General features: G+C 41.8%; 21 protein-coding genes and 1 riboswitch. Of the genes, 7 read left to right on the top strand and 14 right to left on the bottom strand.

Annotated features, from left to right (window positions below; translation table 11 throughout):
- Nucleotides 1–26: 26 nt before the first annotated feature.
- From AACU33_RS21490 to AACU33_RS21500, 3 genes are all read right to left on the bottom strand, one after another.
- The gene (locus AACU33_RS21490) at nucleotides 27–1,001 is read right to left on the bottom strand and encodes a glycosyltransferase family 2 protein (RefSeq protein ID WP_096590575.1); all 975 of its coding nucleotides are present in this window, start codon (nucleotides 999–1,001) and stop codon (nucleotides 27–29) included.
- 157 nt (nucleotides 1,002–1,158) lie between these two features.
- On the bottom strand, nucleotides 1,159–2,454 hold the full coding sequence (locus AACU33_RS21495; protein WP_096590576.1) for a glycosyltransferase: 1,296 nt from the start codon (nucleotides 2,452–2,454) through the stop codon (nucleotides 1,159–1,161).
- Between the two features lie 170 nt (nucleotides 2,455–2,624).
- Nucleotides 2,625–4,961 (bottom strand): PhoD-like phosphatase, encoded by a 2,337-nt coding sequence (locus AACU33_RS21500; protein ID WP_096590577.1) that lies wholly within the window; start codon nucleotides 4,959–4,961, stop codon nucleotides 2,625–2,627.
- Between the two features lie 166 nt (nucleotides 4,962–5,127).
- Between AACU33_RS21500 and AACU33_RS21505 the strand changes: the two genes are divergently transcribed.
- Both AACU33_RS21505 and AACU33_RS21510 read left to right on the top strand, forming a co-directional pair.
- Nucleotides 5,128–5,541 (top strand): KTSC domain-containing protein, encoded by a 414-nt coding sequence (locus AACU33_RS21505; protein WP_096595338.1) that lies wholly within the window; start codon nucleotides 5,128–5,130, stop codon nucleotides 5,539–5,541.
- A gap of 519 nt (nucleotides 5,542–6,060) precedes the next feature.
- A complete protein-coding gene (locus AACU33_RS21510; RefSeq protein WP_096590578.1) occupies nucleotides 6,061–7,986 on the top strand; it encodes a transglycosylase domain-containing protein in 1,926 nt (641 codons plus the stop codon).
- Nucleotides 7,987–8,089: 103 nt separating this feature from the next.
- On the opposite strand, the gene AACU33_RS21515 is transcribed toward AACU33_RS21510, so the two are convergent.
- The 7 genes from AACU33_RS21515 to AACU33_RS21545 form a co-directional block, all read right to left on the bottom strand.
- On the bottom strand, nucleotides 8,090–8,683 hold the full coding sequence (locus AACU33_RS21515) for a neutral zinc metallopeptidase (RefSeq protein WP_096590579.1): 594 nt from the start codon (nucleotides 8,681–8,683) through the stop codon (nucleotides 8,090–8,092).
- Nucleotides 8,684–8,893: 210 nt separating this feature from the next.
- Nucleotides 8,894–9,727 carry a CheR family methyltransferase gene (locus AACU33_RS21520; protein WP_096590580.1) on the bottom strand — a complete coding sequence of 278 codons (834 nt, stop codon included), beginning with the start codon at nucleotides 9,725–9,727 and terminating at the stop codon, nucleotides 8,894–8,896.
- A complete protein-coding gene (locus tag AACU33_RS21525) occupies nucleotides 9,727–10,800 on the bottom strand; it encodes a protein-glutamate methylesterase/protein-glutamine glutaminase (RefSeq protein WP_096590581.1) in 1,074 nt (357 codons plus the stop codon). Before AACU33_RS21525 ends, AACU33_RS21520 begins: the two co-directional genes overlap by 1 nt.
- The gene (locus tag AACU33_RS21530) at nucleotides 10,772–11,026 is read right to left on the bottom strand and encodes a hypothetical protein (protein WP_339376196.1); all 255 of its coding nucleotides are present in this window, start codon (nucleotides 11,024–11,026) and stop codon (nucleotides 10,772–10,774) included. The genes AACU33_RS21525 and AACU33_RS21530 overlap by 29 nt, the downstream gene beginning before the upstream one ends.
- A gap of 56 nt (nucleotides 11,027–11,082) precedes the next feature.
- Complete coding sequence (locus tag AACU33_RS21535; RefSeq protein WP_096590582.1) at nucleotides 11,083–12,390, bottom strand: methyl-accepting chemotaxis protein; 1,308 nt, start codon at nucleotides 12,388–12,390, stop codon at nucleotides 11,083–11,085.
- An 86-nt stretch (nucleotides 12,391–12,476) separates the two neighbouring features.
- Nucleotides 12,477–12,902 carry a chemotaxis protein CheW gene (locus tag AACU33_RS21540; protein WP_096590583.1) on the bottom strand — a complete coding sequence of 142 codons (426 nt, stop codon included), beginning with the start codon at nucleotides 12,900–12,902 and terminating at the stop codon, nucleotides 12,477–12,479.
- Nucleotides 12,895–15,006 carry a chemotaxis protein CheA gene (locus AACU33_RS21545; RefSeq protein WP_096590584.1) on the bottom strand — a complete coding sequence of 704 codons (2,112 nt, stop codon included), beginning with the start codon at nucleotides 15,004–15,006 and terminating at the stop codon, nucleotides 12,895–12,897. Before AACU33_RS21545 ends, AACU33_RS21540 begins: the two co-directional genes overlap by 8 nt.
- Nucleotides 15,007–15,144: 138 nt before the next feature.
- On the opposite strand from AACU33_RS21545, the gene AACU33_RS37625 reads away from it, so the two are divergent.
- The 5 genes from AACU33_RS37625 to AACU33_RS21565 all read left to right on the top strand — a co-directional run bounded on the left by AACU33_RS37625 (nucleotide 15,145) and on the right by AACU33_RS21565 (nucleotide 19,412).
- Nucleotides 15,145–15,420 (top strand): IS1/IS1595 family N-terminal zinc-binding domain-containing protein, encoded by a 276-nt coding sequence (locus AACU33_RS37625; protein WP_096590585.1) that lies wholly within the window; start codon nucleotides 15,145–15,147, stop codon nucleotides 15,418–15,420.
- Between the two features lie 118 nt (nucleotides 15,421–15,538).
- Complete coding sequence (locus AACU33_RS21550; RefSeq protein WP_096590586.1) at nucleotides 15,539–15,904, top strand: response regulator; 366 nt, start codon at nucleotides 15,539–15,541, stop codon at nucleotides 15,902–15,904.
- A 6-nt stretch (nucleotides 15,905–15,910) separates the two neighbouring features.
- Complete coding sequence (locus AACU33_RS21555) at nucleotides 15,911–16,516, top strand: chemotaxis protein CheC (protein ID WP_096590587.1); 606 nt, start codon at nucleotides 15,911–15,913, stop codon at nucleotides 16,514–16,516.
- Nucleotides 16,517–16,576: 60 nt separating this feature from the next.
- Nucleotides 16,577–18,193, top strand: coding sequence for an ATP-binding response regulator (locus AACU33_RS21560; protein WP_096590588.1), 1,617 nt, complete (start codon nucleotides 16,577–16,579; stop codon nucleotides 18,191–18,193).
- Between the two features lie 79 nt (nucleotides 18,194–18,272).
- Nucleotides 18,273–19,412 (top strand): FAD-dependent oxidoreductase, encoded by a 1,140-nt coding sequence (locus tag AACU33_RS21565; protein WP_096590589.1) that lies wholly within the window; start codon nucleotides 18,273–18,275, stop codon nucleotides 19,410–19,412.
- Between the two features lie 2 nt (nucleotides 19,413–19,414).
- Here AACU33_RS21565 and AACU33_RS21570 read toward each other — a convergent pair whose 3' ends face one another.
- The 4 genes from AACU33_RS21570 to cobG form a co-directional block, all read right to left on the bottom strand.
- A complete protein-coding gene (locus AACU33_RS21570; RefSeq protein WP_096590590.1) occupies nucleotides 19,415–20,023 on the bottom strand; it encodes a Uma2 family endonuclease in 609 nt (202 codons plus the stop codon).
- 138 nt (nucleotides 20,024–20,161) lie between these two features.
- Nucleotides 20,162–20,866 (bottom strand): precorrin-2 C(20)-methyltransferase, encoded by a 705-nt coding sequence (locus AACU33_RS21575; RefSeq protein ID WP_096590591.1) that lies wholly within the window; start codon nucleotides 20,864–20,866, stop codon nucleotides 20,162–20,164.
- Between the two features lie 2 nt (nucleotides 20,867–20,868).
- The gene (locus AACU33_RS21580; protein ID WP_096590592.1) at nucleotides 20,869–21,495 is read right to left on the bottom strand and encodes a precorrin-8X methylmutase; all 627 of its coding nucleotides are present in this window, start codon (nucleotides 21,493–21,495) and stop codon (nucleotides 20,869–20,871) included.
- A gap of 68 nt (nucleotides 21,496–21,563) precedes the next feature.
- On the bottom strand, nucleotides 21,564–23,093 hold the full coding sequence (gene cobG, locus AACU33_RS21585) for a precorrin-3B synthase (RefSeq protein ID WP_445291762.1): 1,530 nt from the start codon (nucleotides 23,091–23,093) through the stop codon (nucleotides 21,564–21,566).
- Nucleotides 23,080–23,161: riboswitch (adenosylcobalamin-variant (AdoCbl-variant) riboswitch) on the bottom strand. Its footprint overlaps the gene before it by 14 nt.
- Between the last annotated feature and the right edge of the window lie 18 nt (nucleotides 23,162–23,179).

Raw genomic sequence — 23,179 nt, forward strand, 5'->3', positions numbered from 1 at the left:
CTACCTGGATGATACTGCGATCGCATTCACCAGCTAGTTATCCAACGGTTTAATACCCGATCCATCAGACGCAGAATTTTAGCTACCACCCGAAAGCCAAAGTTCCCAATCGACACTTTTCTGGCAAATGGGTGAATAATTGTCATGTGTCGTCTTGAACCTAAGCGTTTGTATCGATTTTGAAAATACTCATCTTCGCTAAGGTTCCACTTTTGGCGTAGGTGTTTCAGGCTGGATAATTCCCAGCGATCGCTCCACCGCAGCATATAGTAATGTAAGTCTGTCCACTCTAGTGGCGGCCCCGGTACATAAGTAACGAGAGATTCGGGTTCAAGGTAGACTGTACCGCCAGCCTCAGCTATCAACATACACAAATCGACGTGTTCTTTTGTGGAAAGCAGCGCTTCATCCAAAAAACCAATTTGCTGAAATATCTCTGTGCGTACTAACATACAGTGAAATTCTGCTAACTCCGTTGGCTGTTGTTGTAGCTGGGGTTTGATATCTGCTAACTGCCGACCTTGATAATATATCTTTTCAACAATCCGCCGTCTGTGCTTTTCTACCCGTATCCCCGTTTCTCCTCCCGCACAATGTACTTCTTGATGTACAGGTGTACCTTGACATAGAAGCGGACTAACTAGAGTTGCTCCGGTTGTTTGCGCACAGTCTACTAATGGCTTGAGCCAATTTGGTGCTACAACTACATCGTTATCAAAGAACACAACATATTCGCTAGTAACTTGTTTGAGTCCGATATTTCTCGCGCAGTTTGGCGACAAGTATTTATCGCTGCGAATGAGTTGAAATTGCTTTTGTTGGGCTTGTTCTCGTAAATAATCTCTGATATGCGGCGGCGAATTGACATCTACATAAATTAAATTAAATGGATAGTTTGTATGCTCGTAGATGCTTTCTAAAGATTCGCGTGTATAGCTAAAACGCTCTCGTGGAACAACAACAATTGTAACTTGGGAGTTGGCGATCGCTGATAAGTTCATCTCTCTATTGTTAGTAAAATAAAGGCAGTAGGCAGGAGGCGGTAGGCAGAAGGAAAGAGAAGTAAAAAACAGGTTGCAAGGAAATTGTGAATATTTTTTTACATGATTTAACACCCCAAATTTTGTTACGGAATCAAATCAAAGCTCCAAAACCTTATTAAATACCTCCTATCTTTGCATGAGAATTACCTTCTGCCCTTTGCCTTTCTACTTCTGCCTTCTTATTACTGACTTGTTGATAAATTTGGATTAATTCATCGTTAAGCTTGTTGATATTGTAGTTTGCTTCTACATAAGCGCGTCCGGCTTTACCCATCTTTGTCCATATTTCTGGATGCTTTATTAAATAAATTATTTTCTCCGCCATTGCTGCAACATCTCGTTCAGGTACAATAAAACCAGAAATTCTATCTTCTACCAGTTCTGGAATACCACCATGTAAAGTACTAATGACTGGTAAACCCATAGCCATTGCTTCTTTTAAAGTGTTGATGGGAGCATCTATATTCCCATCGTGAGTTGTGACGTTGGGAGCAATAAAAATATGAGATTTATCTAGTATTTCAATAATTTCTGTCTGATTTCGCCATCCCAAAAGGTTGATTTTATCACCCACATTTAAGTGTTTAATTAATTGCTGTAACTCGGTTTTTAAATGCCCATCCCCAATGATATTGTATTCGATATTAGGGTAAATTTTTATTACCTCAGCAACAGCACGGATGCTATATTCTATGCCTTTCTTTTCAATTAGGCGGCAAGTTGTAGCCAGGTAAATTTTATCGTTTTCACCCGGAGCCAGTCTGAATTTAAATTTAAACTGGCTGCAATCTATTCCCGAAGCATGTACAACAATTTTTTGGCGATCGCATCCTATTTGAATCGCTTTTTTTTGAAAGTATTGACAATTGGCTAAGAAAAAATCACCTTTTTTAAAGAGTTCGTCATAAATATGTTCTCCATATTCATGCACAAACCAGGTGATATCGTAGCCGCGAAACGAAGTAATCAACTTTCCTTTAATCGCACCGATATCGCGCCAAATTATGGCTTCGCGGGCAAATGTGCCAAACTGACAATGAATGATATCGTAGGAATTAGACTCTAATAAAGGTATAACTGAATAAAATAATCTTAAAGAAGCTGCCCATCTGCCATATTTGAAAAAATTTAGCGATCGCAGTAGAACTAAAGGATTTTTCCGAAAATTTGTAATTAGTAATTTTATCGCTTTCAGGAGCCGTAAAAAGTAATTTAGCGGTATATGCGGTTGATAAACAGTCCGATTTAACAACTGATAATTCTTAATATTTGGATGTACTTTAGTAGTATTAGCTGGTTGATAAGCGTATATATCAACTCTATGCCCTCGGTCGATTGCACCTATAATTTGATTGACAATAAATGTTTCCGATAATACGGGAAAATATCCAACTACAACAGCTATTTTCATTGCTTCAGTGTAGAGTTGGCATCACCTGCTCTACTCCCCTTCGTTTACTTGCAATGAATTTTAATATATATTGCTACCTTATTCAATTAGAATTTTTTAGATTAAATGTGACTTTTAGACAATAGTATTTCCGTAAAAGGTATTGTATTAAAAATACCAGTTATTGATAGTTAAGAAGTTCGATTTTGCAGTTGGAATTTGGAATCGCTTAATTGACTTTCAAAGCGGGTATAAACAATTTCAGTAGGATACCAAGTAGAAAACCAATACAGATCTTGAATAACTTTGCGATCGCTATTGCCATCTATCTCAAACTGAACTAAGGCTAAATTATTTAATCCAATCACTTCTCGCCCATCTTGCAACCAAGGTAATTTCCAACAAGTTAAATACTGCAACCATCTCCATTTCTGGTTTTTTGCTTGTCGTCGAGAATTAATCAGCCATGAGACATTATTGCCAAAATCAGCAGTTTGCGTGCTGGTTCGGTGAACCCATTCCATGACACCATGCCATTCAGGCTGATGATGTGACAGATAATTGCGACGGGATTTCCTATCAGAAATTTCTACCATATAAGGTGGATTTGACCAGCCTATCCAATGTCGGCTTGTTTCTGGTAACAGCCATTGTTTGAGTCGTGTATGAATAATGCGAGTAATAGTCTCTTCATTTTTAAAAGGGCTAGCAGTTAACTGCACTAATACAGAATTTGTTTGAGAACCTAGAGAAGTTCTGGTATAAGATAATCGGACAACGGAACTGTAATGAATATCTCCAGATAAAACAATTACTTGTTGACGTTGCTCAAATAAAGTTGTGAGAAATTGCGCCAATGCTTCGTAATTAATGTTCCAAGCATCCCCCACATCTACACCATAAACTTTTTCACGGTGTAAGTGCCAATGATGAATCCAATCAATTACTTTTAAACCAAAGAGATTTGTCGGTGCAATCACAAATGTAGCTTGCATTGGCGATCGCCCTTTGGGTTTATGGGTTGCTTGTTCTAAAGGTTGAGAAAGTTGCTGGTTAAAGGCTGGGGGAGATAGCAGCATTGGCGGTGCAATTGGTTTTTGATCCGCAGGATAACCCCGCCATGTACGTGTATCTAAAACAATCACTTCATGGCAAAAACTCCGCACTGTATAATGCCAGGTCAGCGCTTCTGGATCGCGATCTAGTACCAATACTGAGTCATATTGGATAAACTCTGGTAAGCCTGTGCTGGGGTTGGTAGGTGGCATTCCTAAGTAACGGGCGATCGCATCCCAGGCTACACCATCCATTCCACCAGCAGCAGACCATTTCTCAGCCGCTTGCAATAATTTTTCTCCAGGTTGACCGGATGTAAATTGTTTGGGTGTATTGCCCCAAGCTTGAAAAACTGCATAAGCTAACAGCGCATTTTGAACGGTTCTGCGCCCCAAAGGTCGTCCTAATACGCGCAAACACCAAGCTTGGTTGAGATTCCAGTCATCGCTGACATCATGGTCATCGAAGATACTATACATGGGAATATTCGCCAAAGCACGGCGCACTTTCCAAAGAGTATGGATAAATTGCTGCATATCTCGCACTTCTTTGTCCCAGCGTCGGCTGACTCGATAACCATCCATGACTTCCCGTCCCTGAGGTAAGGTTGTCGGCCAGCAGACTGGAGACCAAGCTAACAGGTAAGATGCGTAATACTCTCCCAAACTCAGCAGGTGACTGCTAACTTTGGCAGTTTTATTGTGCAATCCGGCGGTGAAACCAGCTTGGTTAGTTGCTACCTCAGCCCGATGTCCGGGAGGTAGTTGCTTTGGGGTGTAATAACTAGCATCTGTAGCTGTTTGCTGTGTCAAAGGTAGTTGTTCTTCCCAACCCAGCAGCGCATCGCCCAACTGACTGGATACCCACAATAGCGGATCGGCTACATCATCTCCATAAATTTGGTCGCCTGTAAGGAAAAGTTGATGAGGTCGTTGTCGCGGCTGGTTGGCGGCTTTTTCAATCAAGCAATCGAGAATTGGTAGGGTATCGAAGCCATCACCGTGGGGTTTGCGACAGGAACCATGCACAATTCGCAAATCTTGTAAATCGGCTGGTGGTAAGACGAATGTAGGTTTTTGATGGGCAAAATAGCTGATGTTAGCGGTGGGAAAGCGGCTAGAACACAAGGCTTGCAGCAATGTTTGCCGATTCTGGGAAGATTTCTCGATAAATTGTAAGTCGTATGCATATATGCGATCGCTACTCAACAAATACCCACTCGCAGATTCAGCTGTTACCGCCACAATATGCAGCGATTCTCCTAACGCATAAGTAGAACGTCTGCCTTCAAATACACAATCTGTAATTAAAGTACCGTTGTTGGCTGTATCGTAAACCTGAAGTAGCACCTCACACGGTTTTTTGAGTGCTACCCAAACTGTAACTGATTCGGAATCTGTATGTTGTAAGATTGGCCCCGCCAAAATCAGCGGCAATTCCGGTAAAAATGCTGCTCCAAAAGGGTAATTCATTGCCAACTGTACTCTTATTGCAATGATTGTGCATTTTTCTTGGCAAAGCTTGACAGTCAACCGCTTATATAGTACAAATGTATTATTAAGCGATTTGATTTTGCATAAGAATTTAACACTATCAACTGAAAAATATCATCTCTACGCCAACAGGAGAGCAAAATTAATGAAGTTATCGAAAATGGATTTGAGTAGCTTGATTGCGATCGCTCATTCTGACGGACACTTACAGTTATTGCTCGATCGAGGTGATGAAATAGAATTTTTAGAAATTCCCGCACCCATCCAAGCTTATGAAGGATTGCGAGAACTCAACGAGATTGTAGCTGAACCTGCGGCACTTCCTCCTCAAGAAGAACCAATTGCCTTCTTACCAGTTAGTTCATCAATGGCTAGCACAATTGCCTACGATAGTAACGAGCAAACTTTGCAGGTTGAGTTTCGTAATGGCGCAGTATATCAGTATTTTGGAGTAGATCGAGAAACTTGGGAAGATTTTTATTCTTCTGATTCAATAGGTAGCTTTTACAATCAACAAATTAAAGGTAGATTTGATTGCGAACAAATTTATGATGAGTAAAAAAAGCTAGATTTGTAAAAAGGTTGAGGCTGTTTCTCTAGCGTTTCTCAGACACTTTAAATATTGGATTTAGCTCCCCGACTTCTTGAATAAGTTGGGGATTTTAGCTAAAGTGAGTGAAATTTTATCCTACAGTTTAAGTTTCTTAACTAATTGATATTTCTTAATAAAAACTAAGTACATAAAACAGGTATTTCTATCTTTAAGTAGAAGATTTATTATTATTGCTCCGCTACACTCTACACACACATAAAATATTTAATATCAGCTGGCAATTATTTACTTTGGTAACTATCAAAGTAGTATATAGGATTCATACTTAATTATTTTTAAAATCTACGTAGGAGAGGAAAGTGGGCAGTGCCCATAGATCGGAGTTTTAGTAGGTAATGCCTACTACATATACGTAGATTTTTTCAATAACCAAATTCAGATTCCTGTACTTGCCAAAAGGTATCTGGCTAAATCTTCATTGCATAAATTTTAGTTCGTATTTGTAACTGAGGGAGTACAATTGCTGTGTCTTCGTCAAAAGTTTTTACAGACCATGTAGGCACTCGGACTACTTCACCTAATGTCGAGTTTTTCAGAGAAGTAGGTCAAGTAGCTGGTGTTACTCTCTTATCGATCGCTATGCTGACAAGTTCTGTTCTGGCTGGAGGACTGGTTGGTTTAGCGATTAGTTTTCGTAATTTACCAGATGTTAGACAACTACGAAACTTCTTTCCAGAAGAAACAACTTATATCTATGACATTAAAGGTAAGCTTTTAGCAGGTATACATGGGGAAGCTAACAGGAAAGTTGTACCACTAGATGATATTTCCCCAAATTTAAAACGAGCAGTATTAGCTAGTGAAGATAGCCACTTCTACGTTCACCACGGTATTAACCCCGCCGGTATTGGACGTGCTGCGTTAGTCAATTGGGCAGCAGGTAGCGTCCGGGAGGGGGGTTCTACAATCACCATGCAGTTGGTGAAAAATATCTTCCTATCTAAGAAGCGTGCTTTTACTCGCAAAATAGCAGAAGCGGTACTGGCAATTCGGTTAGAGCAAATTTTTGGGAAAGACCAAATTTTAGAAATGTACCTCAATCAAGTTTATTGGGGTCACAATAACTATGGCGTGCAAACCGCAGCACGAACTTACTTTGACAAATCAGCAGCAAATTTGACTTTAGGCGAATCTGCAATGATGGCAGGTTTAATCCAAGCGCCAGAGCAATATAGCCCGTTTGTGAACATGAAACTGGCAAAACAAAAACAAAAAGAAGTGCTGGGGCGGATGCTGGAATTAAAATGGATTAACGAGCAAGAATATAATCAGGCTCTCCAGCAAAAAATCAAACTGGGCAAGATTAGATCGTTTCAAGGTAGTGCCCTTCCTTATGTCAGCAATACCGCAGTTCAAGAAATCATTAAAAAGTTTGGGCGTGCTGCATTGCTTAAAGGTGGAATGCGCGTACAAACGACAGTAGACGCCAATTTCCAAAAGTTAGCAGAAGACACTATTAAAGAGTGGCATAAAACCCTCGAAGGTCGGGGATTATATAAAAATCAAATGGCTTTAGTAGCTATCGATCCCCGCACGCACTTTATTAAAGCTTTGGTGGGTGGTATAGATTCAAAAGCTGGCGAATTTAACCGCGCAACTCAAGCGCTACGTCAACCAGGATCTTCTTTTAAGCCATTTGTTTACTATACTGCCTTTGCGAGTGGGAAGTTTACACCAAGTACAACGATAGTCGATTCTCCAGTTAGCTATCGCGATGGTGATGGTTGGTACTATCCCCGCAATTACGATGGTGGTTTTATGGGCGCAATGCCGATTCGTACTGCTTTAGCATTGTCTCGGAATGTGCCTGCGGTCAAGATTGGCAAAGCTGTGGGAATGAATAAAGTCATCGATACCTGCCGTACCTTGGGAATTACGAGTCCAATGGTTGCTGTCAGTTCTTTACCATTGGGTGCAATTGGTGTGACACCATTGGAAATGGCTAGTGCTTATGCAACATTTGCTAATTACGGCTGGCAATCACCACCAACGGTAATTGCTCGGATTACTGATAGTAGTGGCAATGTATTGTTAGATAATACTCCTAAACCTCAGCAAGTTCTTGACCCTTGGGCATCAGCCGCATTAATAGATGTGATGCAGACGGTAGTCAAAGAAGGAACTGGTAAAGGTGCTGCACTAGATCGGCCAGTCGCAGGTAAAACAGGTACAACTTCTGCTGAAAAAGATATTTGGTTTATTGGTTCTGTACCGCAATTAACAACTGCTATTTGGGTAGGAAGAGATGACAACAAACAATTAGCTAGTGGTGCGACAGGTGGAGGTATGGTGACTCCTGTTTGGAAGGATTTTATGGAGAAGGCGCTTAAAGATGTGCCGGTGATGAAATTTAAATCGCCTTCTGAATTTACTCGACCTAAGGCAAATTAAAATAATTCGTAATTAAATTTTGTTTTAGGGGAAATTTGTTGAAAAGGGCAGGGAAAACCTGCCCCTCAAGTTTTTTATTGGGATTATGAATACGGACGCGATCTTAAACGCGACAAGCAGCGAAACCTCTGCCATTAACTGCGCCTTTCATGCCCAAAACAACTGCTTTAACTCGTTGTTCGGGGGTTCCGTGATGGTGCTTGCTGCCCCAGTCATAATCGCCGATGTGATAGGCTAGGCTAGCAATTTCTAAAGTATCGCGTTCATCTAAAGTAATATTAGGAATTAACCCTAAATAAACTCCTGCTAAACAATCTGCTTGGAGTTCGGATATTGGTGTAATCCGTGGTTGAAATCCATAGGCAGTTTGCATGGCATGAGCATATTCATGGGCGACTATATAAGCTAAAGCTGCATCTCCAAATTGATATGCCATTTGAATATCTTGTCTGGTGATATATACAGTGTGGTTTAGTTTGCAATATAAACTACCGTAAATACGCCCACAACTACTACGAGAGCCTCTAGCAACATTCCAAATTAATTGTGGTGTCGCTTTATAACCATGAATATGTTGAATGCCTGCATATACTCCATCTACAACAGCTTGCGGTGCCCATTCTGCTTTAACTGGAATATTTGCTAGTACAGTTGCTATACTAATTAGCGCTGTAGTCAATGCTTTGCGTGCTTTCATTGTCACCTGATAATTGGCGGATGAATGTAGGGTGCAATCCCTCAAAGTTTGATGACGAATGTTCAGCAAAAAAGTGCTTAATTATAATTGAAGATTCCCAATTTAAAAATAGGGTGGGCATTGCCCACCCTACCTTAATCTAAGTATATTTAATGATGTGAAAAAGGCTGTATTTATGAAGTTTTGAATTTTAGGTTTATCGGGAAGTAATTAATTATTTAATCTGTAGCAGATAGCTTTATCAAATTGAACGCGCTTGAATGATGCATCTAGGTTAATAGTTGTTTCAGCATTACCGAGAAATAAGTAGCCATCTGGACTTAGTTGCTGCTTGATTTTTTTGAGTAAGGCTTTTTTGGTTGGGATATCAAAGTAAATTAAAACGTTGCGTAAAAATATCGCGTCACTTTTGGGAAAGTAAGGCCAAGATTGTATGAGATTTATCTGGCGAAATTCCACCATTTGAAGAATTTCCTCGTGAATTTGCCAGTCGCGATCTAGTTGCTGAAAATAGCGATCGCGCAAATTTTTCGGTAGTCCGCGCTGAATTTCTAGTTGGTTATAACGTCCTTGTCTGGCTCTGGCTAAGACTTTGCTAGAAAAATCGCTGGCAATTATTTTGACAGACCAATTGGCAAGTATAGGAAAATGTTCTTTAATTAGCATAGCGATGCTGTAAGGTTCCTGCCCATGAGAGCAGGCTGCACACCAAATATTCAGCGATCGCTCAATGGCTTTTTTATCAATCAACTCTGGCAGCACATATTTTTTTAGTGCTTCAAAGGGATGATAATCTCGAAAAAAGGATGTTTCATTGGTAACTAGTGACTCAATTACCTGGCTGTGAAGACTGCTGAAAGGTTGAGTTTTTAAGTAATTGACTAAATCAGCTATTGTAGCGAATCCGGCTGATTCCGCAATTGGCTGTAAGTATAGCTCTGCTAAATAAGTTTTATCAGCGTGCAAGACAACTGCTGAATGCTTGTAAACTAATTCTCGGAGAAATTGAAAATCACTGGTGCTTATGCCCATAGTCTGTTTCATTACAGACCTGAAAGAGGAACTTGATTGTAACGAACTCGGCGGATAATTTCACTTGCCATTTGGTCAAGAGAAAGTATTTTATCGGCTAGTCCGGCGTTCGCAACAAAACTCGGCATTCCCCAAACTACACTACTGGCTTTGTCCTGTGCTAGTACTTGTCCGCCTGCTTCCCGGATACATTTACAGCCATGTAACCCATCTTGTCCCATCCCCGTCAGTATGACTGCGATCGCTTTTCCACCATACACTTGTGCTACCGAACGCAACAGTACATCTACGGAAGGACGGCAGGAATTTTCTGGTGGTGCTTGATGGGTAAGAAGTCGCACGACATCTTTTTGACGTTGTACAACCATGTGGAAATCTCCCGGTGCAATCCAAGCTTGCCCAGGCTCTAGTATTGCTCCGGAAACTGCTTCATCTACCCGAATTTGGCATTTAGAAGCTAATCTTTCCGCCAATAGTTTTGTAAACATTGCTGGCATATGTTGCACAATCAAGATGGGAACCCCTATATCAGCTGGTAGCGCAGGAAGTAGTTTGGTTAGGGCATTGGGCCCTCCTGTAGAAACCCCAATTGCAACAACATCTACCTGTTCTATACGTCTATCAACGGGAGCAACAACTAAATCACTAATTGTACTTGGTGAGGAGACTAAATTATTTCCGGCACCAAATACTTTAATTTTGGGAATTAATTCCTCACGGATATGTTGGTTAGTTGCCTCCACACTTCCTAAGTTACTAGGTTTTGTTGCATAATCTGAAGCACCCAAAGACAGAGCTTCCAGTGTTGCAGTTGCTCCGGTGTACGTAGCCGTGCTAAACATAATCACCGGGAGGTTGGGATAAATTTCGCGGATTGCCGTTAATGTTTCTAAACCGTTCATATCTGGCATTTCCACATCCAAAACGATCGCGTCAGGATTGACATGAGGAATCTTGGCCAGTGCAATGCGACCATTAGCCGCAACTCCTACCACCTCTAGTTCTGGATCGCTGGACAATATCTTACTAACTCGACTGCGAACTACTACTGCGTCATCAACAATTAGCACCCGGATTTTGGGCATATATTTTCACAAGGAGTGTGGGGAGTGTGGGAAGTGTGGGGAGTGTGGGAGAGGGTGGGGGGAAATGACAAATGACTTTTGACCCTTGAACGCCACTTGCTACAACGGGGGGAACCCCAACGGACAGTTTGCTCAAGTCGGGAAACCCCTTCGGGTTCGGCAGTCCACTCGGCGGCATAGCCGCACGTGTGGCTGCACTCACCGCCCACGCAACTGTCCTCCGCAACGCAGTGGCTCCTCTTGACTCTTCACCAATGACTAATGACTAATGACCAATGACAACTAATATTTAAACTTACTGACGACTTTCTGCATATCTATAGCCATGCGGGCAAGTTCTGTGGCAGCCTGTGAAGTATTACTGGCTCCAATTGTCGTAGTTTGAGCATTAATAGCAACGATCCCGATATTTTTAGCTATATCTGAGGTTCCTTGCGCTGCTTCTGCTATATTGCGAGCGATTTCATTAGTGGTGGCCGTTTGCTCTTCCACTGCGCTGGCGATGGTGCTTTGAAGGTCGTTAATTTGGTTGATAATATTGGTAATTTGAGAGATGGCGGTAACTGCACCTTTGGTATCGGACTGAATTGCTTCTATGCGCTGGCTAATATCTTCGGTAGCATTTGCTGTTTGTTTGGCGAGTTCCTTAACCTCATTGGCTACAACTGCAAATCCTCTACCGGCGTCTCCGGCTCTAGCTGCCTCAATCGTAGCATTTAAGGCTAGCAAATTTGTTTGTTGGGCGATCGCCGTAATAACTTTGATGACTTTGCCAATTTCTATGCTACTTTGACCGAGTTTCGCAATTGTTTCGTTGGTGCGATCGGCAGTTTTTACGGCTTCAGATGCAACTTTTGCACCGTTAGCAACGGTTTTTGCAATTTCTCGAATGCTAGCATTCATTTCTTCCACCGCAGTGACAATTGTACTGGTGTTTTGATTCACCTGTTCTGCTGAGGCGGATGCAGCAGTTGCTTGTTCGGCTGTTTGTTCGGCATTAGCGGTCATTTCTTTACTCACTGCGGTGAGTTCTTCGGAAGAAGATGCAACTGCGATCGCCACATCTGCCATTTGTCTGATGGAAGATTTGAGGTTACTAATCATCTGATTGGCATTATCGGTGAGTTGCTTAAATTCTCCAGCATTGCGGGCTTTGATTTGTTTGGCTAAATTGCCTTGGGAAACAGCTAAGGTAACTTCATTAATACTTTTGATTTGCTGTGCTAGGTTAGCAGACATTTGGTTGAAATTGTCCAGCAATTCTTGCCAAGAACCTCCTGCGCCTTTGAGGGTAACTTGAGCACCAAGTTTTCCTTCTTTGCCGATTTCGGTTGTGAGGCGGCTTACCTCAGTAGCAAAGTTTTGGTTAAAACTCACTAATTCGTTAAAAACTGTGGCGATTTCACCCAAACCATTGTCCTCAACTGGGAGACGAACGCTAAAGTCACCGTTTCTAGCGGCTTTTAGTGCTGCTAGTAATGGTTGCAGTTGTGGATCTGTTGTGCCGTAATTTGTATTTATTTCATCTGCATTATTATCTATAGAAGATTTAGAGTTATTTGTTGTTTTCCTAGCCCGATTTGTAGCCATTGCCAATTACTCCTAAATTTTTAAATATAATGAATGCCTCATGTAGAGACGCCCAGACGCAAAGGAAAATTTATAAAATTCTGCTGTTATGCCAGGTTAAGGATTTTTTCGGTATCTAGAACTAGTAAAAACCCTTGTGGTAGTTGATAAGCTCCGGCTAGCATTTGACGCATTTTACCTTTTAGTGTTGCTGGTGGGGGTTGCAGCTCGTTATCTTTGAACGCTAAGACATCCCCGACATCATCGACAAGCAGGCTAACTACTTCACCATCAGCAGATACAACAATATTAAATTCCGGCGATCGCATTGCTGACTCTCCGATTTCTAAGCGCTGTTGCAAATCAATGACAGTCAAAATTTGTCCTCTGAGGTTAATTAATCCACAAATATCTGGTGGAGCCAAGGGTACGCGAGTCACGGCTTGAGGGCGAATCACTTCTTGCACGTGCTGTACATCAATGCCAAAGAACATTTTATTGAGAAAAAAGGTGCAAAGTTGTTGTTCAGCCACGATCGCTCCCTTGCAATAAATAAGGGTTGGCAATTTGAATCACTCCCTCAACGTCTAGAATTTCGGTGATTTGTCCTTGAATGACTGCACAGAAAAGTACACCTGGTCTGCTAGGAATACCTTTAATAGTGAGTGGTTCGTCTACAATGTCAAGAATGCGCTCGACTACTAGCCCCACGTTAACTTCAAAGTTGGCAGAAACGATCGCAATTTCTAATGTCTCGTTTAGACTCTCAAGTTCTCGGCGATCGCCAAATATAGCGTGCAGATCGATCAAAGGTAAAATCCGGCTATGAAACTGGGCTACATACTGGTTAGCTACTTTTTCTATAGCAGATGCGGGAATTTTTTCTAGCCGAAATGCTTTGGTTAGCGGCACACCCATAGGCGCGTTTTGCGGCCCGGTAAATAGTAAAATCATTTGGCGATCGCTTTCTGCTTCTGGGATATCTGCGGTTATTGCATTGATCAATTGCTGGTATTTCTCGCTCACACCAGCTTGCTTTGCTAAACCTGCGACATCAATAATTAATCCGACTTTACCATCTCCTAGAATTGTAGCTCCGGCAAATATCGATAAAGTTTTTAACTGCTTTCCTAGCGGTTTGACAACGATGTCTAGGATATCTTCTATAGCATCCACAACTAGCCCAAATCGATAATTTTCAACTTGGACAATTACCAAGTTAAGGGTTTCTAAGTTAGCAATTTTATCTTCAATCTGCAAAGCTTGGTTGAGGTAGATCAAGGGTACAAGTTCGCCCCGCAAGCGATACACGGGGACATCGTAAAGCATCTCAATACTATTAATTGCCTCTGCTTCTAAGCGAACTAGTTCTTGTAAACTCGTTTGCGGAATAGCATAGCGATCGCCGCCACTCGTAACTAATAATGCAGGGATAATTGTCAATGTCAGCGGCATCTTAATTTTAAATGTCGTGCCTTCTCCCTGCTGACTGAAAATTTCAATGCTACCGTTAATTTTTTCAATATTGCTCTTGACAATATCCATACCTACCCCACGCCCAGAAAGGCTAGTGATTTGCTCTGAGGTGGAGAAGCCAGGTAAGAAAATTAAGTCTATCGCTTGCGAGTCGCTGATGCTTGCAGCTTGAGAAGGAGTTAGTAAACCAAGTTGCTGCGCTCGTTGTTTGAGTTGGGCGGGATCGATCCCCCGGCCATCGTCGCCAATTTCCAGATTAACTTTGCCGCTTTCATGAAAAGCTCGCAGAAAGATCCGTCCTTGGGTTGATTTACTCTTCGCACTGCGTTCGGCTGGAAATTCAATGCCATGATCGATACAGTTGCGTACTAAATGAGTTAAGGGGTCTTTAATGGCTTCAATAATACTTTTGTCTATTTCCGTATCTAGCCCTTCCATTTCTACTTGAACTTGTTTACCAGAGGCGATCGCTAAATCTCGGATCGCGCGGGGGAATTTTTGCCAGATGTGACTAATTGGTTGTAGCCGAGTTTTCATCACTCCTGCTTGCAAATCGGCTGTAATTAAGTTCAAGCGTTGGCAGGTAGCGGCGAAAGAGCTATCTTGAAACTTAGCGGCAAATGCGATCGCTTGGTTGCGGGTTAACACCAGTTCGCCCACCAAATCCATCAACCGATCTAAAAGCGCCACATTCACGCGGATTGAAGATTCGGAGGTTGTGAGGGTTGAGTCTTCTGTGTCTTTTTCCACAAATGGCACAACTACAGGTTCTGTTTCCTGCAACTGCGTCAAAGCCTGAATCAGTTCTGGATAATTGCGATCGCCCTCATGTCTTGTCGCCTTAATTTCTGCCAAGATTTGCCGGATGGTATCAATGGTTTGCAGTAAAGTACTAACTATCCTCGGCGTGACTGTTAATTGGCGATCGCGCAAACGTGAGAGCAAGCTTTCCGCCGCATGAGCCAGTGCTTCTAACTTCGGAAAGGGTAAAAAGCCACAGTTTCCTTTTAATGTGTGAAGTGAGCGATAAATCCGCACTAGCACCTCTCCATTCGGAGGCGCTTTCTCTAAAGCAATAATATCGCGTTCTATTTCATCCAGATTCTCATAGCTCTCAATGAGAAATGCTTCTATATCATCATCAATTTCTGCTAACTCCATTGCGTTAATAGTCAGGAAATCTATTGTGTTAAATACTAGTTCTAATTTTACACCTTAAGATAAATCTCTCTTATGAGAGATGTTTAGAGTAATTATTGGTGAAAATATAATGCTACACTAAATAACGCAGTGAGATAGATGCAATGTCCTAGTTGCCATTCCATCCAAATTTTTAAGAACGGACGGCGAAAAAACAGACAATGTTACAAGTGCAAACAATGTGGTCGCCAGTTTCTGGAATCCTATCAACCTTGGCGTTACTCCAACGATATCAAGCAACTCTGCCTAAAAATGCATCTTGATGGTATGAGTCTCAGAAAAATCGCCGAAGTAACAAATATTCACCACACAACAATATTGCATTGGTTGCGGAAAGCAAAGGAGAAAATAGAAGATATTTCTCATAAGTATTAAAAAGTTTTGCTAGCAATTATATATATTAATTATTTTTTATTTAAAACTCTGATTAATATGCAATCTCAACGGATTAAACCCTCAATAATTGAAATAAGAGGTCAAAAGGGTAAAACTGATGGCATTGGTTTTAATTATCGATGATGCAGCATTTTCTCGCAGAATGATTCGCAAGTTTCTGCAAGCTGATGGCTATGAAATCTTAGAAGCAAGTAATGGGCGTGAAGGCTTGGAAATGGTTCACAACCACAAGCCCAACTGCGTATTAGCTGATATTTTAATGCCTGATATGAATGGCTTTGAATTTTTGCAAGCGCTTCAAAATGAAAAATTGCAAATTCCGACCATTATCATTTCAGCCGATATTCAAGAAGGTTCGCGCAATCAAAGTTTTAACCTAGGAGCAGCTAATTTTATTAATAAACCTCCAAAGGAACAGGAATTGCGAGCAGCAGTTCAGCAAGTTCTCAACACAAAGGAATAAATATAAATGAATGTGACAGCAGAACAACTAGATGCTCTACAAGAGTTGATTAATATTGGAGTTGGTCGAGCCGCTAGTTTACTTAATGAGATGGTAGACTCTCACATTCGTCTAGAAATTCCGTTTGTGAAAGTGTTAACAGCTGCACAGGCCTATCAAGAATTAGCGATCAGATTTCAAGATGATTGTCTAGCAGCTGTCAGGCTAGGTTTTACAGGATCTTTTTATGGCACAGCTGGCTTAATCTTTCCAACTGATAGCGCATCAACATTAGTTGCAGTTCTGACTGGAGAAGAGCCAGGTTCGAGTGACTTGGATGCTGTAAAAATTGGCACATTAAGTGAAATTGGCAATATTGTCATTAATGGAGTGATGGGTTCTATTGGTAATGTGCTAAAACAGCATATGAACTATACATTACCCGTTTATTTAGAAGATAGAATTGAAAATCTATTGACAGATACAAATGTCAGCCAATCACAAATTTTACTGGCACAAGCTAGATTTACAATTGAGCAATTAGAACTGATTGGAGATATTATTTTAGTTTTTGAGTTAGATACATTTGATGCCTTAATTCAGGTGATTAATCGCGAGATGGGAGTTATGTAAGTTGAAAAATTTACAGTATATTTTGAGGCAAGTAGGAATTAAAATCGGTCTGATGTATTTATGGATAAAGTAGAACAAGCTCAACAACAATTTGGACTTTTAGACAAAATCACTTTAGGAGCTTTTGTTCTACAGTCAGACTATATTGTTTTATTTTGGAATAGTTGCTTAGAGCAATGGACTAAAATTCCTAGAAGTAAAATTTTGGGAGTCTCAATTCTAGAATATTTTCCACATTTAGAAGAACCTCGTTACGCTAACCGCCTGTACCAAATTTTTCAAGGCGGGCCGCCAACAATTTTTTCTTCTCAGTTGCATAAATATGTCATTCCCATACCCTTAACGCAAGGTAAACACCGCATTCAGCACACTACTGTAACCGCTGTAACCGCAACTGATGGAGATGAATTTTATGCCTTATTTTCTATTCAAGATGTCACTGATTTAACCTTCCGAGTTCAAGAATATAAAAACTTGCGAGATCAGGCTTTAGCGGTAGCAGAAGAACGCCAACGAGCACAAGAAGCTGCGGAAGCTGCGAACCGCATTAAAGATGAATTTCTTGCTATTGTCTCTCACGAATTGCGTTCTCCACTAAATCCAATTTTGGGTTGGGCAAAATTACTCAAAAAACGTTCGTTAAATGAAGCTGCAACTCTACGAGCTGTGGAAACTATCGAACGCAATGCGGAAGTTCAGGCTCAGTTAATTGATGATTTATTAGATATATCTCGCATTCTGAGAGGGAAGTTAGCACTAAGTTTAGAAACTGTGAATTTAGCGACTATTATTGAATCTGCCTTAGATACAGTTAGACTAGCAGCAGAAGCCAAGTCAATTGAAATTCATTTAAATTTAAACTCCACAGTTGGACAAGTAAAAGGTGATAGCAGCCGTCTCCAACAAATTGTTTGGAATCTCCTCTCGAATGCGATTAAATTTACACCTGAAGGTGGGCGAGTTGAAGTCCATTTAAAACAGATTGATTCTCAAGTAGAAATTCAAGTTAAAGATACTGGTAAGGGTATTAGTCCGCATTTTTTACCTCATGTTTTTGAATATTTTCGTCAAGCAGATAGTAGTATCACCAGAAGGTCTGGTGGATTAGGGCTAGGATTAGCGATTGTCCGCCAACTTGTAGAGTTACATGGCGGTAGAGTTTGGGCTGAAAGTCTGGGAGAAGAAAAAGGTGCAACATTTACAGTTTCTTTACCAGCACTGCAAAAAACGCGGAAATTAGCCCAAAGAGACAGAGATATATATGATGATTCTCATTCATTTTCTGCACTCCAAGCTCCTTTAGGAGGAGTTAATGTGCTAGTTGTAGACGATGATGTTGATACCAGAGAGTTTCTTGCCTTTTTGTTAGAACAGCAAGGAGCAATCGTCACGATCGCATCATCAGCCCAAGAAGCCTTAACTGCGATCGCGCAATCCAAGCCAGATTTATTGTTAAGCGATTTAGGTATGCCAGATGTAGATGGCTACGCCTTGATCCGTAAAATCCGCGCCATGACAGTCGATGGAGGCGGACAGATTCCGGCGATCGCCCTGACTGCTTACGCCGCCGAGACAACACAGCAACAAGTGTTTGCGGCTGGATTTCAAATGCATATTGCCAAACCCGCCGATCCCTCAAAATTGATCAATGCGATCGCTGCACTTGTCAAAGCATAAATTTAGAGCCAAAACTTAAACCAAAACTCCGCGTACCTTTGCGTTTAAAAATAAAGAAAATAACCACAGCTCAACACAGATGCACACAGCCACAAAAATCATCATAATTGGGGGAGGTATTGGCGGCGCAGCAACCGCCTTCGCCCTTAATCGCGCTGGCTTTGATGTCACTGTTTACGAACGCACTTCAGAATTGCGCGAAGTGGGTGCGGGAATTGCACTGTGGGCAAATGCTACCCATGTGTTAAAAAATTTCGGCTTATTAGAAGACGCGATTAGTGTAGGCAATCCTATCACTAATTATCAATTTAATTCGCAAGCTGGAAAAGAATTAGTCAACATCAATGTTGATAGATTCGATTTACCAGTTCTAGGAATTCATCGTGCTGATTTACACAGATTACTTTGGAGTAATGTCCCAAAAGAAAAGTTGGTTTTAGGGCAACTTTTCGAGCGATATTCTCATGTGGGAGACAAAATTCAAGCTGATTTCGCCTCTGGCTTGACGGTTGATGGCGATGCTTTAATTGGTGCTGATGGTCTAAAATCGCGGGTACGAACAGTACTATTTGGAGACAACCCACCCATTTATCGTAACTTTACCACCTGGCGCAGTTTAACAGATTGCATTCCCAGCGGCTACAATTCCAGCTATATCAAAGAGTTTTTTGGTTCGGGTAAAGCCTTTGGATTTATGATGCTGGGCAAAAATCGGATGTATTGGTACGCAGCAGCTAAAGCACCAGAAGCACAACCTGACTCAGCACTGGGACGCAAAAGAGAACTCGAACAAATGTTTCAAGACTGGTTTCCCTCAATTCCAGAATTGATTGCAGCGACAGATGAAGCCAATATCCTCAAAACAGATCTCTACGATCGCATCCCTTCACGCCCTTGGGGAAAGCAAAATATTACACTGCTAGGAGATGCTGCCCACCCCATGCTACCAACCTTAGGACAAGGCGCGTGCATGGCATTGGAAGACGCACTTGTAATTACCAAATGTTTACAAGCACAATCAGATCCCACATCTGCCTTTCAACAATACGAATCACAGCGATTTGCGCGAACTAAATCGATTGTCGAACAGTCCTTGCGATCTTCAAAAATGGGAGAATTAGAAAATCGTTATGCTGTAGCCTTACGCAACACATTTATGAAGCTCATGGGAACAGCAATTAATAATAGCTTTCACTCAATTCACGCCTACAGAGCTTAATCTTAACTTTTACTTTCTAAAAAAATCCTATTCAAATCCAATAAACTATCTTCAAACCCAGGAATTGCAACTGACTGATGAGGTAGAGAAATTTGCTTGCTGAGATAACCAAATTCTCCTTGAGCATTTTGATATGGCTGATTGTAACGTTCTAATTGGTGAGCAATTAAGTTCACAATCCAGTAATCAGAAATACCTGCTTCTGCATAAAGTTTTAACTTTGTATCTCGATCGTAATTTAACGTTTTATCGGAAATTTCAATAACTAACAAAATATCTTCAGGATATGGATGATGAGCCAGATAATCTTCATCTGTTCCGCGTGCAATTACAACATCTGGCTCAGGTTCGCTGTTATTGGGAAGAGTAATCGGATCTTGTCCGCGAATCACAACTCTATCACCCAACAGGCGATCCATCTGACGGCATAAGATAGAACAGCAGACTGTGTGTGGTGTTCCCTTGGCTGTCATTTGGATCAATTCCCCTCGAATCAACTCAATGCGTTCGGCTTTGCCGTCTCGAAGAGACTCGCTCTCTTGGAAAAATCCCAGTTCAATCAACTGATGATACTCATCTACTGTAAATCGTTTAGGTTTGACAACATTCATGGAAAATCCAGCCAATAGTGCTTATGCAAAAAACAACATTCTTCCGTTTTCCTCTGCGAACGCCACTTGCTTTAAGTCGGGAAACCCGCCCAACGCAGTGGCTCCTCTGCGTGAGAAAAAAAGATCTGTTTTCTATACCTATAATCTACTCTTACTCGGAATCACAATCATCGCAAAATAAGGCACTTCTGCCGGATCGACTTCATCCAAGGGTACAATTCTTTGCTGTGCCATCGTTGCTCGTTCAATATACAGCGCCCGCGATGCTAACCCTAATTGATGGAGAATATCACGCACCTTGGTAAAGTGACGACCCAATTTCATGATTGCGGCTGCATCGGTGGTTAATAGTTGTGTGGTGAGTTCTTCGGCTGGTAGCGGCGCAGGCAGAACAGTGAGAATATCGTTGTAGTAGGTGAAAGGTACGCCCAAAGCCACCGGACAAGCCATCAAGGAAGAGACTCCAGGGACAACTTCTGTTTCGTACTTTTCAGATAAGCGTGTAAACACATACATAAACGAGCCGTAGAAAAATGGGTCGCCTTCACAAACTACTACCACATCCCGTCCAGCTTCTAGATGTGCGGCAATCGGTTCAACTTCTTTGTCATAAATTGATTGTGCTTTTTCTGGCTCTAAAGCACGGGGGAGGTGATACAGTACCTCGATTTGATTGCCTGAAAGATATGGCGCGATGATTTTTCTAGCAATACTTTCTTTATCTGTTGCTGATTGATAGGCGACTACAGGTGCAGCTTGCAATAGCCGTAGCGCTTTCAGGGTCAAAAGTTCGGGATCGCCAGGGCCTATACCAACACCATAGAGACGACCTTTAGCTGTCATGATTATTCTTCCTCTGTTGCTAGGGCGTTAACTGCGGCGGCGGCGATCGCACTTCCGCCACGCCGACCATGTAATGTTAAAAATGGTACATTGCGGTTATCTGCTGCTAGGGCGGCTTTTGACTCTGCCGCACCGACAAATCCAACGGGAAAACCCAAGATTACCGCAGGTTTGGGGCAACCTTCATCTAGCATTTCCAACAGCCGAAATAGGGCAGTGGGCGCATTCCCAATTGCCACCACTGCTCCTTCAAGCTGGGTTCGCCATAATTCTAAGGCAGCAGCCGATCTAGTAGTAGCCATTTTCTCAGCCAGTTCTGGGACTTCTGGATTGTTGAGAGTACAGATGACTTGGTTATTTGCAGGTAATCGCCGCCTAGTGACACCTTCAGCCACCATCCGACAATCGCAGAGAATGGGCGCACCATTCGCCAATGCGGTTCGTCCAGACTGCACTGCTGTTGGTGAATATCCAATATCAGCTACAATATCCGTCATTCCACAGGCATGAATTAGACGAACTGCAACTTTTGCTACATCAGGTGGCAATATTTCTAGATTCGCTTCCGACCGGATGATGGAGAAAGAATTACGGTAGATTTCCTTGGCATCTTGGATATAATCAGGCATTCAATTTGAGATTTGGGATTTTAAATTTTAGATTTATCTAGTGAATAGCTATTGGGGTAGGTTCGTAGTCAGAGGGAGCGATCGCATAATTGTTTTAATTGAGTGATTTCATATCGATTCACAAATTCCCTAAAAGTCTCCTCCAGGTTTAGGCGTTGGGTTTTATATACTAGCAGCATCCGTTCTATCAATGCTGGCAACTTCGCAACAGTTACCAATTCATATTCACGACCAAATTTTTGCTCGTTGTCATCAACACCTAAATAAACCCGATAACCTTCCACCATTCCATTGTCCTGCTCAACGTTGACACCAAGCAGGGTGATATCACTTTTGCTATGCTGGGCACAGGATTTAGCGCAGCCGCTAAAGTGGAGATTCACAGGACTATCTAAAGAAACACGAGTTTTGAGATATTCTGCCAATGTTAAAGCATCAACCTTGGTATCAGTAGCAGAAGCAGCACATCCTTTTTTACCAGAACAAGCAACCAATGCGCTGTTAATGTTGCTAACCGAACAATCTAATCCCAAAGCAGAAATTTCACGTTGTACATCAGCAACCCATTTTTGGGGAATATCTGTCAGCAGTACATTTTGCCAAGGGGTAAGCCTCAGAGTACCGCTACCATATTTTTCTGCTAACTCAGCTAACCCTAATATCTGCATTGTTTCTAAACGCCCTAAAGGCAAGACAACGCCAAGATAAAATAAGCTGGGCTGACGCTGCGGATGAACGCCAATATGGCAATAATTAGTAGTTTTTCTCTCGATAAATCCCTTTTTTTGTGGTGAAGCAGAGAGGGCAAAAGTTAGACGCTGCTGGACTTGTTGAAGATAATTTTCACAGCCCAAACTATTTACTACCTCTCGCAGACGCAGCTTGTGTTTACTATTAGTATCAATATGAGCTAGGTAGACATCAGCTAAAGCTGCTAAGGCTGGCAAGCAATTTTCTAATGACAATAAAATTCCTGTATCTTTGGCTGGTTGACCTTTTGCACCGACACTCACATACAGCCGGAAGTATAGATTCTCATCAACTAACACAGCAGCAAAGACGATATCATTGATGCGATCGCTTACCGAAATCATCCCGCCACCATCAAAGCAGACGCTAAATTTGGCAGACAGTGCTGATAGTTGAGAATTGGCTGTGATGTAATTGTCCCAAGCTTGGACAAAGGGACGAGTGTCTACCAATTCTTGAGGATCGATACCAGCAGTAGGGCTGGTCATAATATTGCGGATTTGGTCTACAGTGGCGTTACTAGAACCCAAACCTAACTCTTGTAGGCGCTGTAACACCTCAGCATTAATTCTTTGATGAATTTCGCGAATTTGCAGATTAGCGCGGTTAGTGACATCAACATAGCCACCACCGTACTCTTGGGCTATATCTGCGATCGCGCGGCATTGCTTGCTATTTAAAATTCCACCTGGTATTCTAATGCGAGATAAAATACCATCTTGGGCAGGTGTGGCGTAAAACAAGCCTGGACATTTGGTAAAACCGGACAACACAACTAGAACTCCTTCCCCGTGCAACGCAGAGAGTAGATAATATGTGCCTGTTGAGGACAGCCTGAGAGTTGGCATTCTGACTTACTTTACAGCTGCGGCACAGTCCCGGAATTTCACCGGAGTTTCCCAACTCCAAGCTTTAGTAATTTAGCATGAGAAGC

The sequence above is a fragment of the Calothrix sp. NIES-2098 genome (genome assembly GCF_963875125.1).
In the GTDB taxonomy this organism is placed as follows: Bacteria; Cyanobacteriota; Cyanobacteriia; order Cyanobacteriales; family Nostocaceae; genus Aulosira.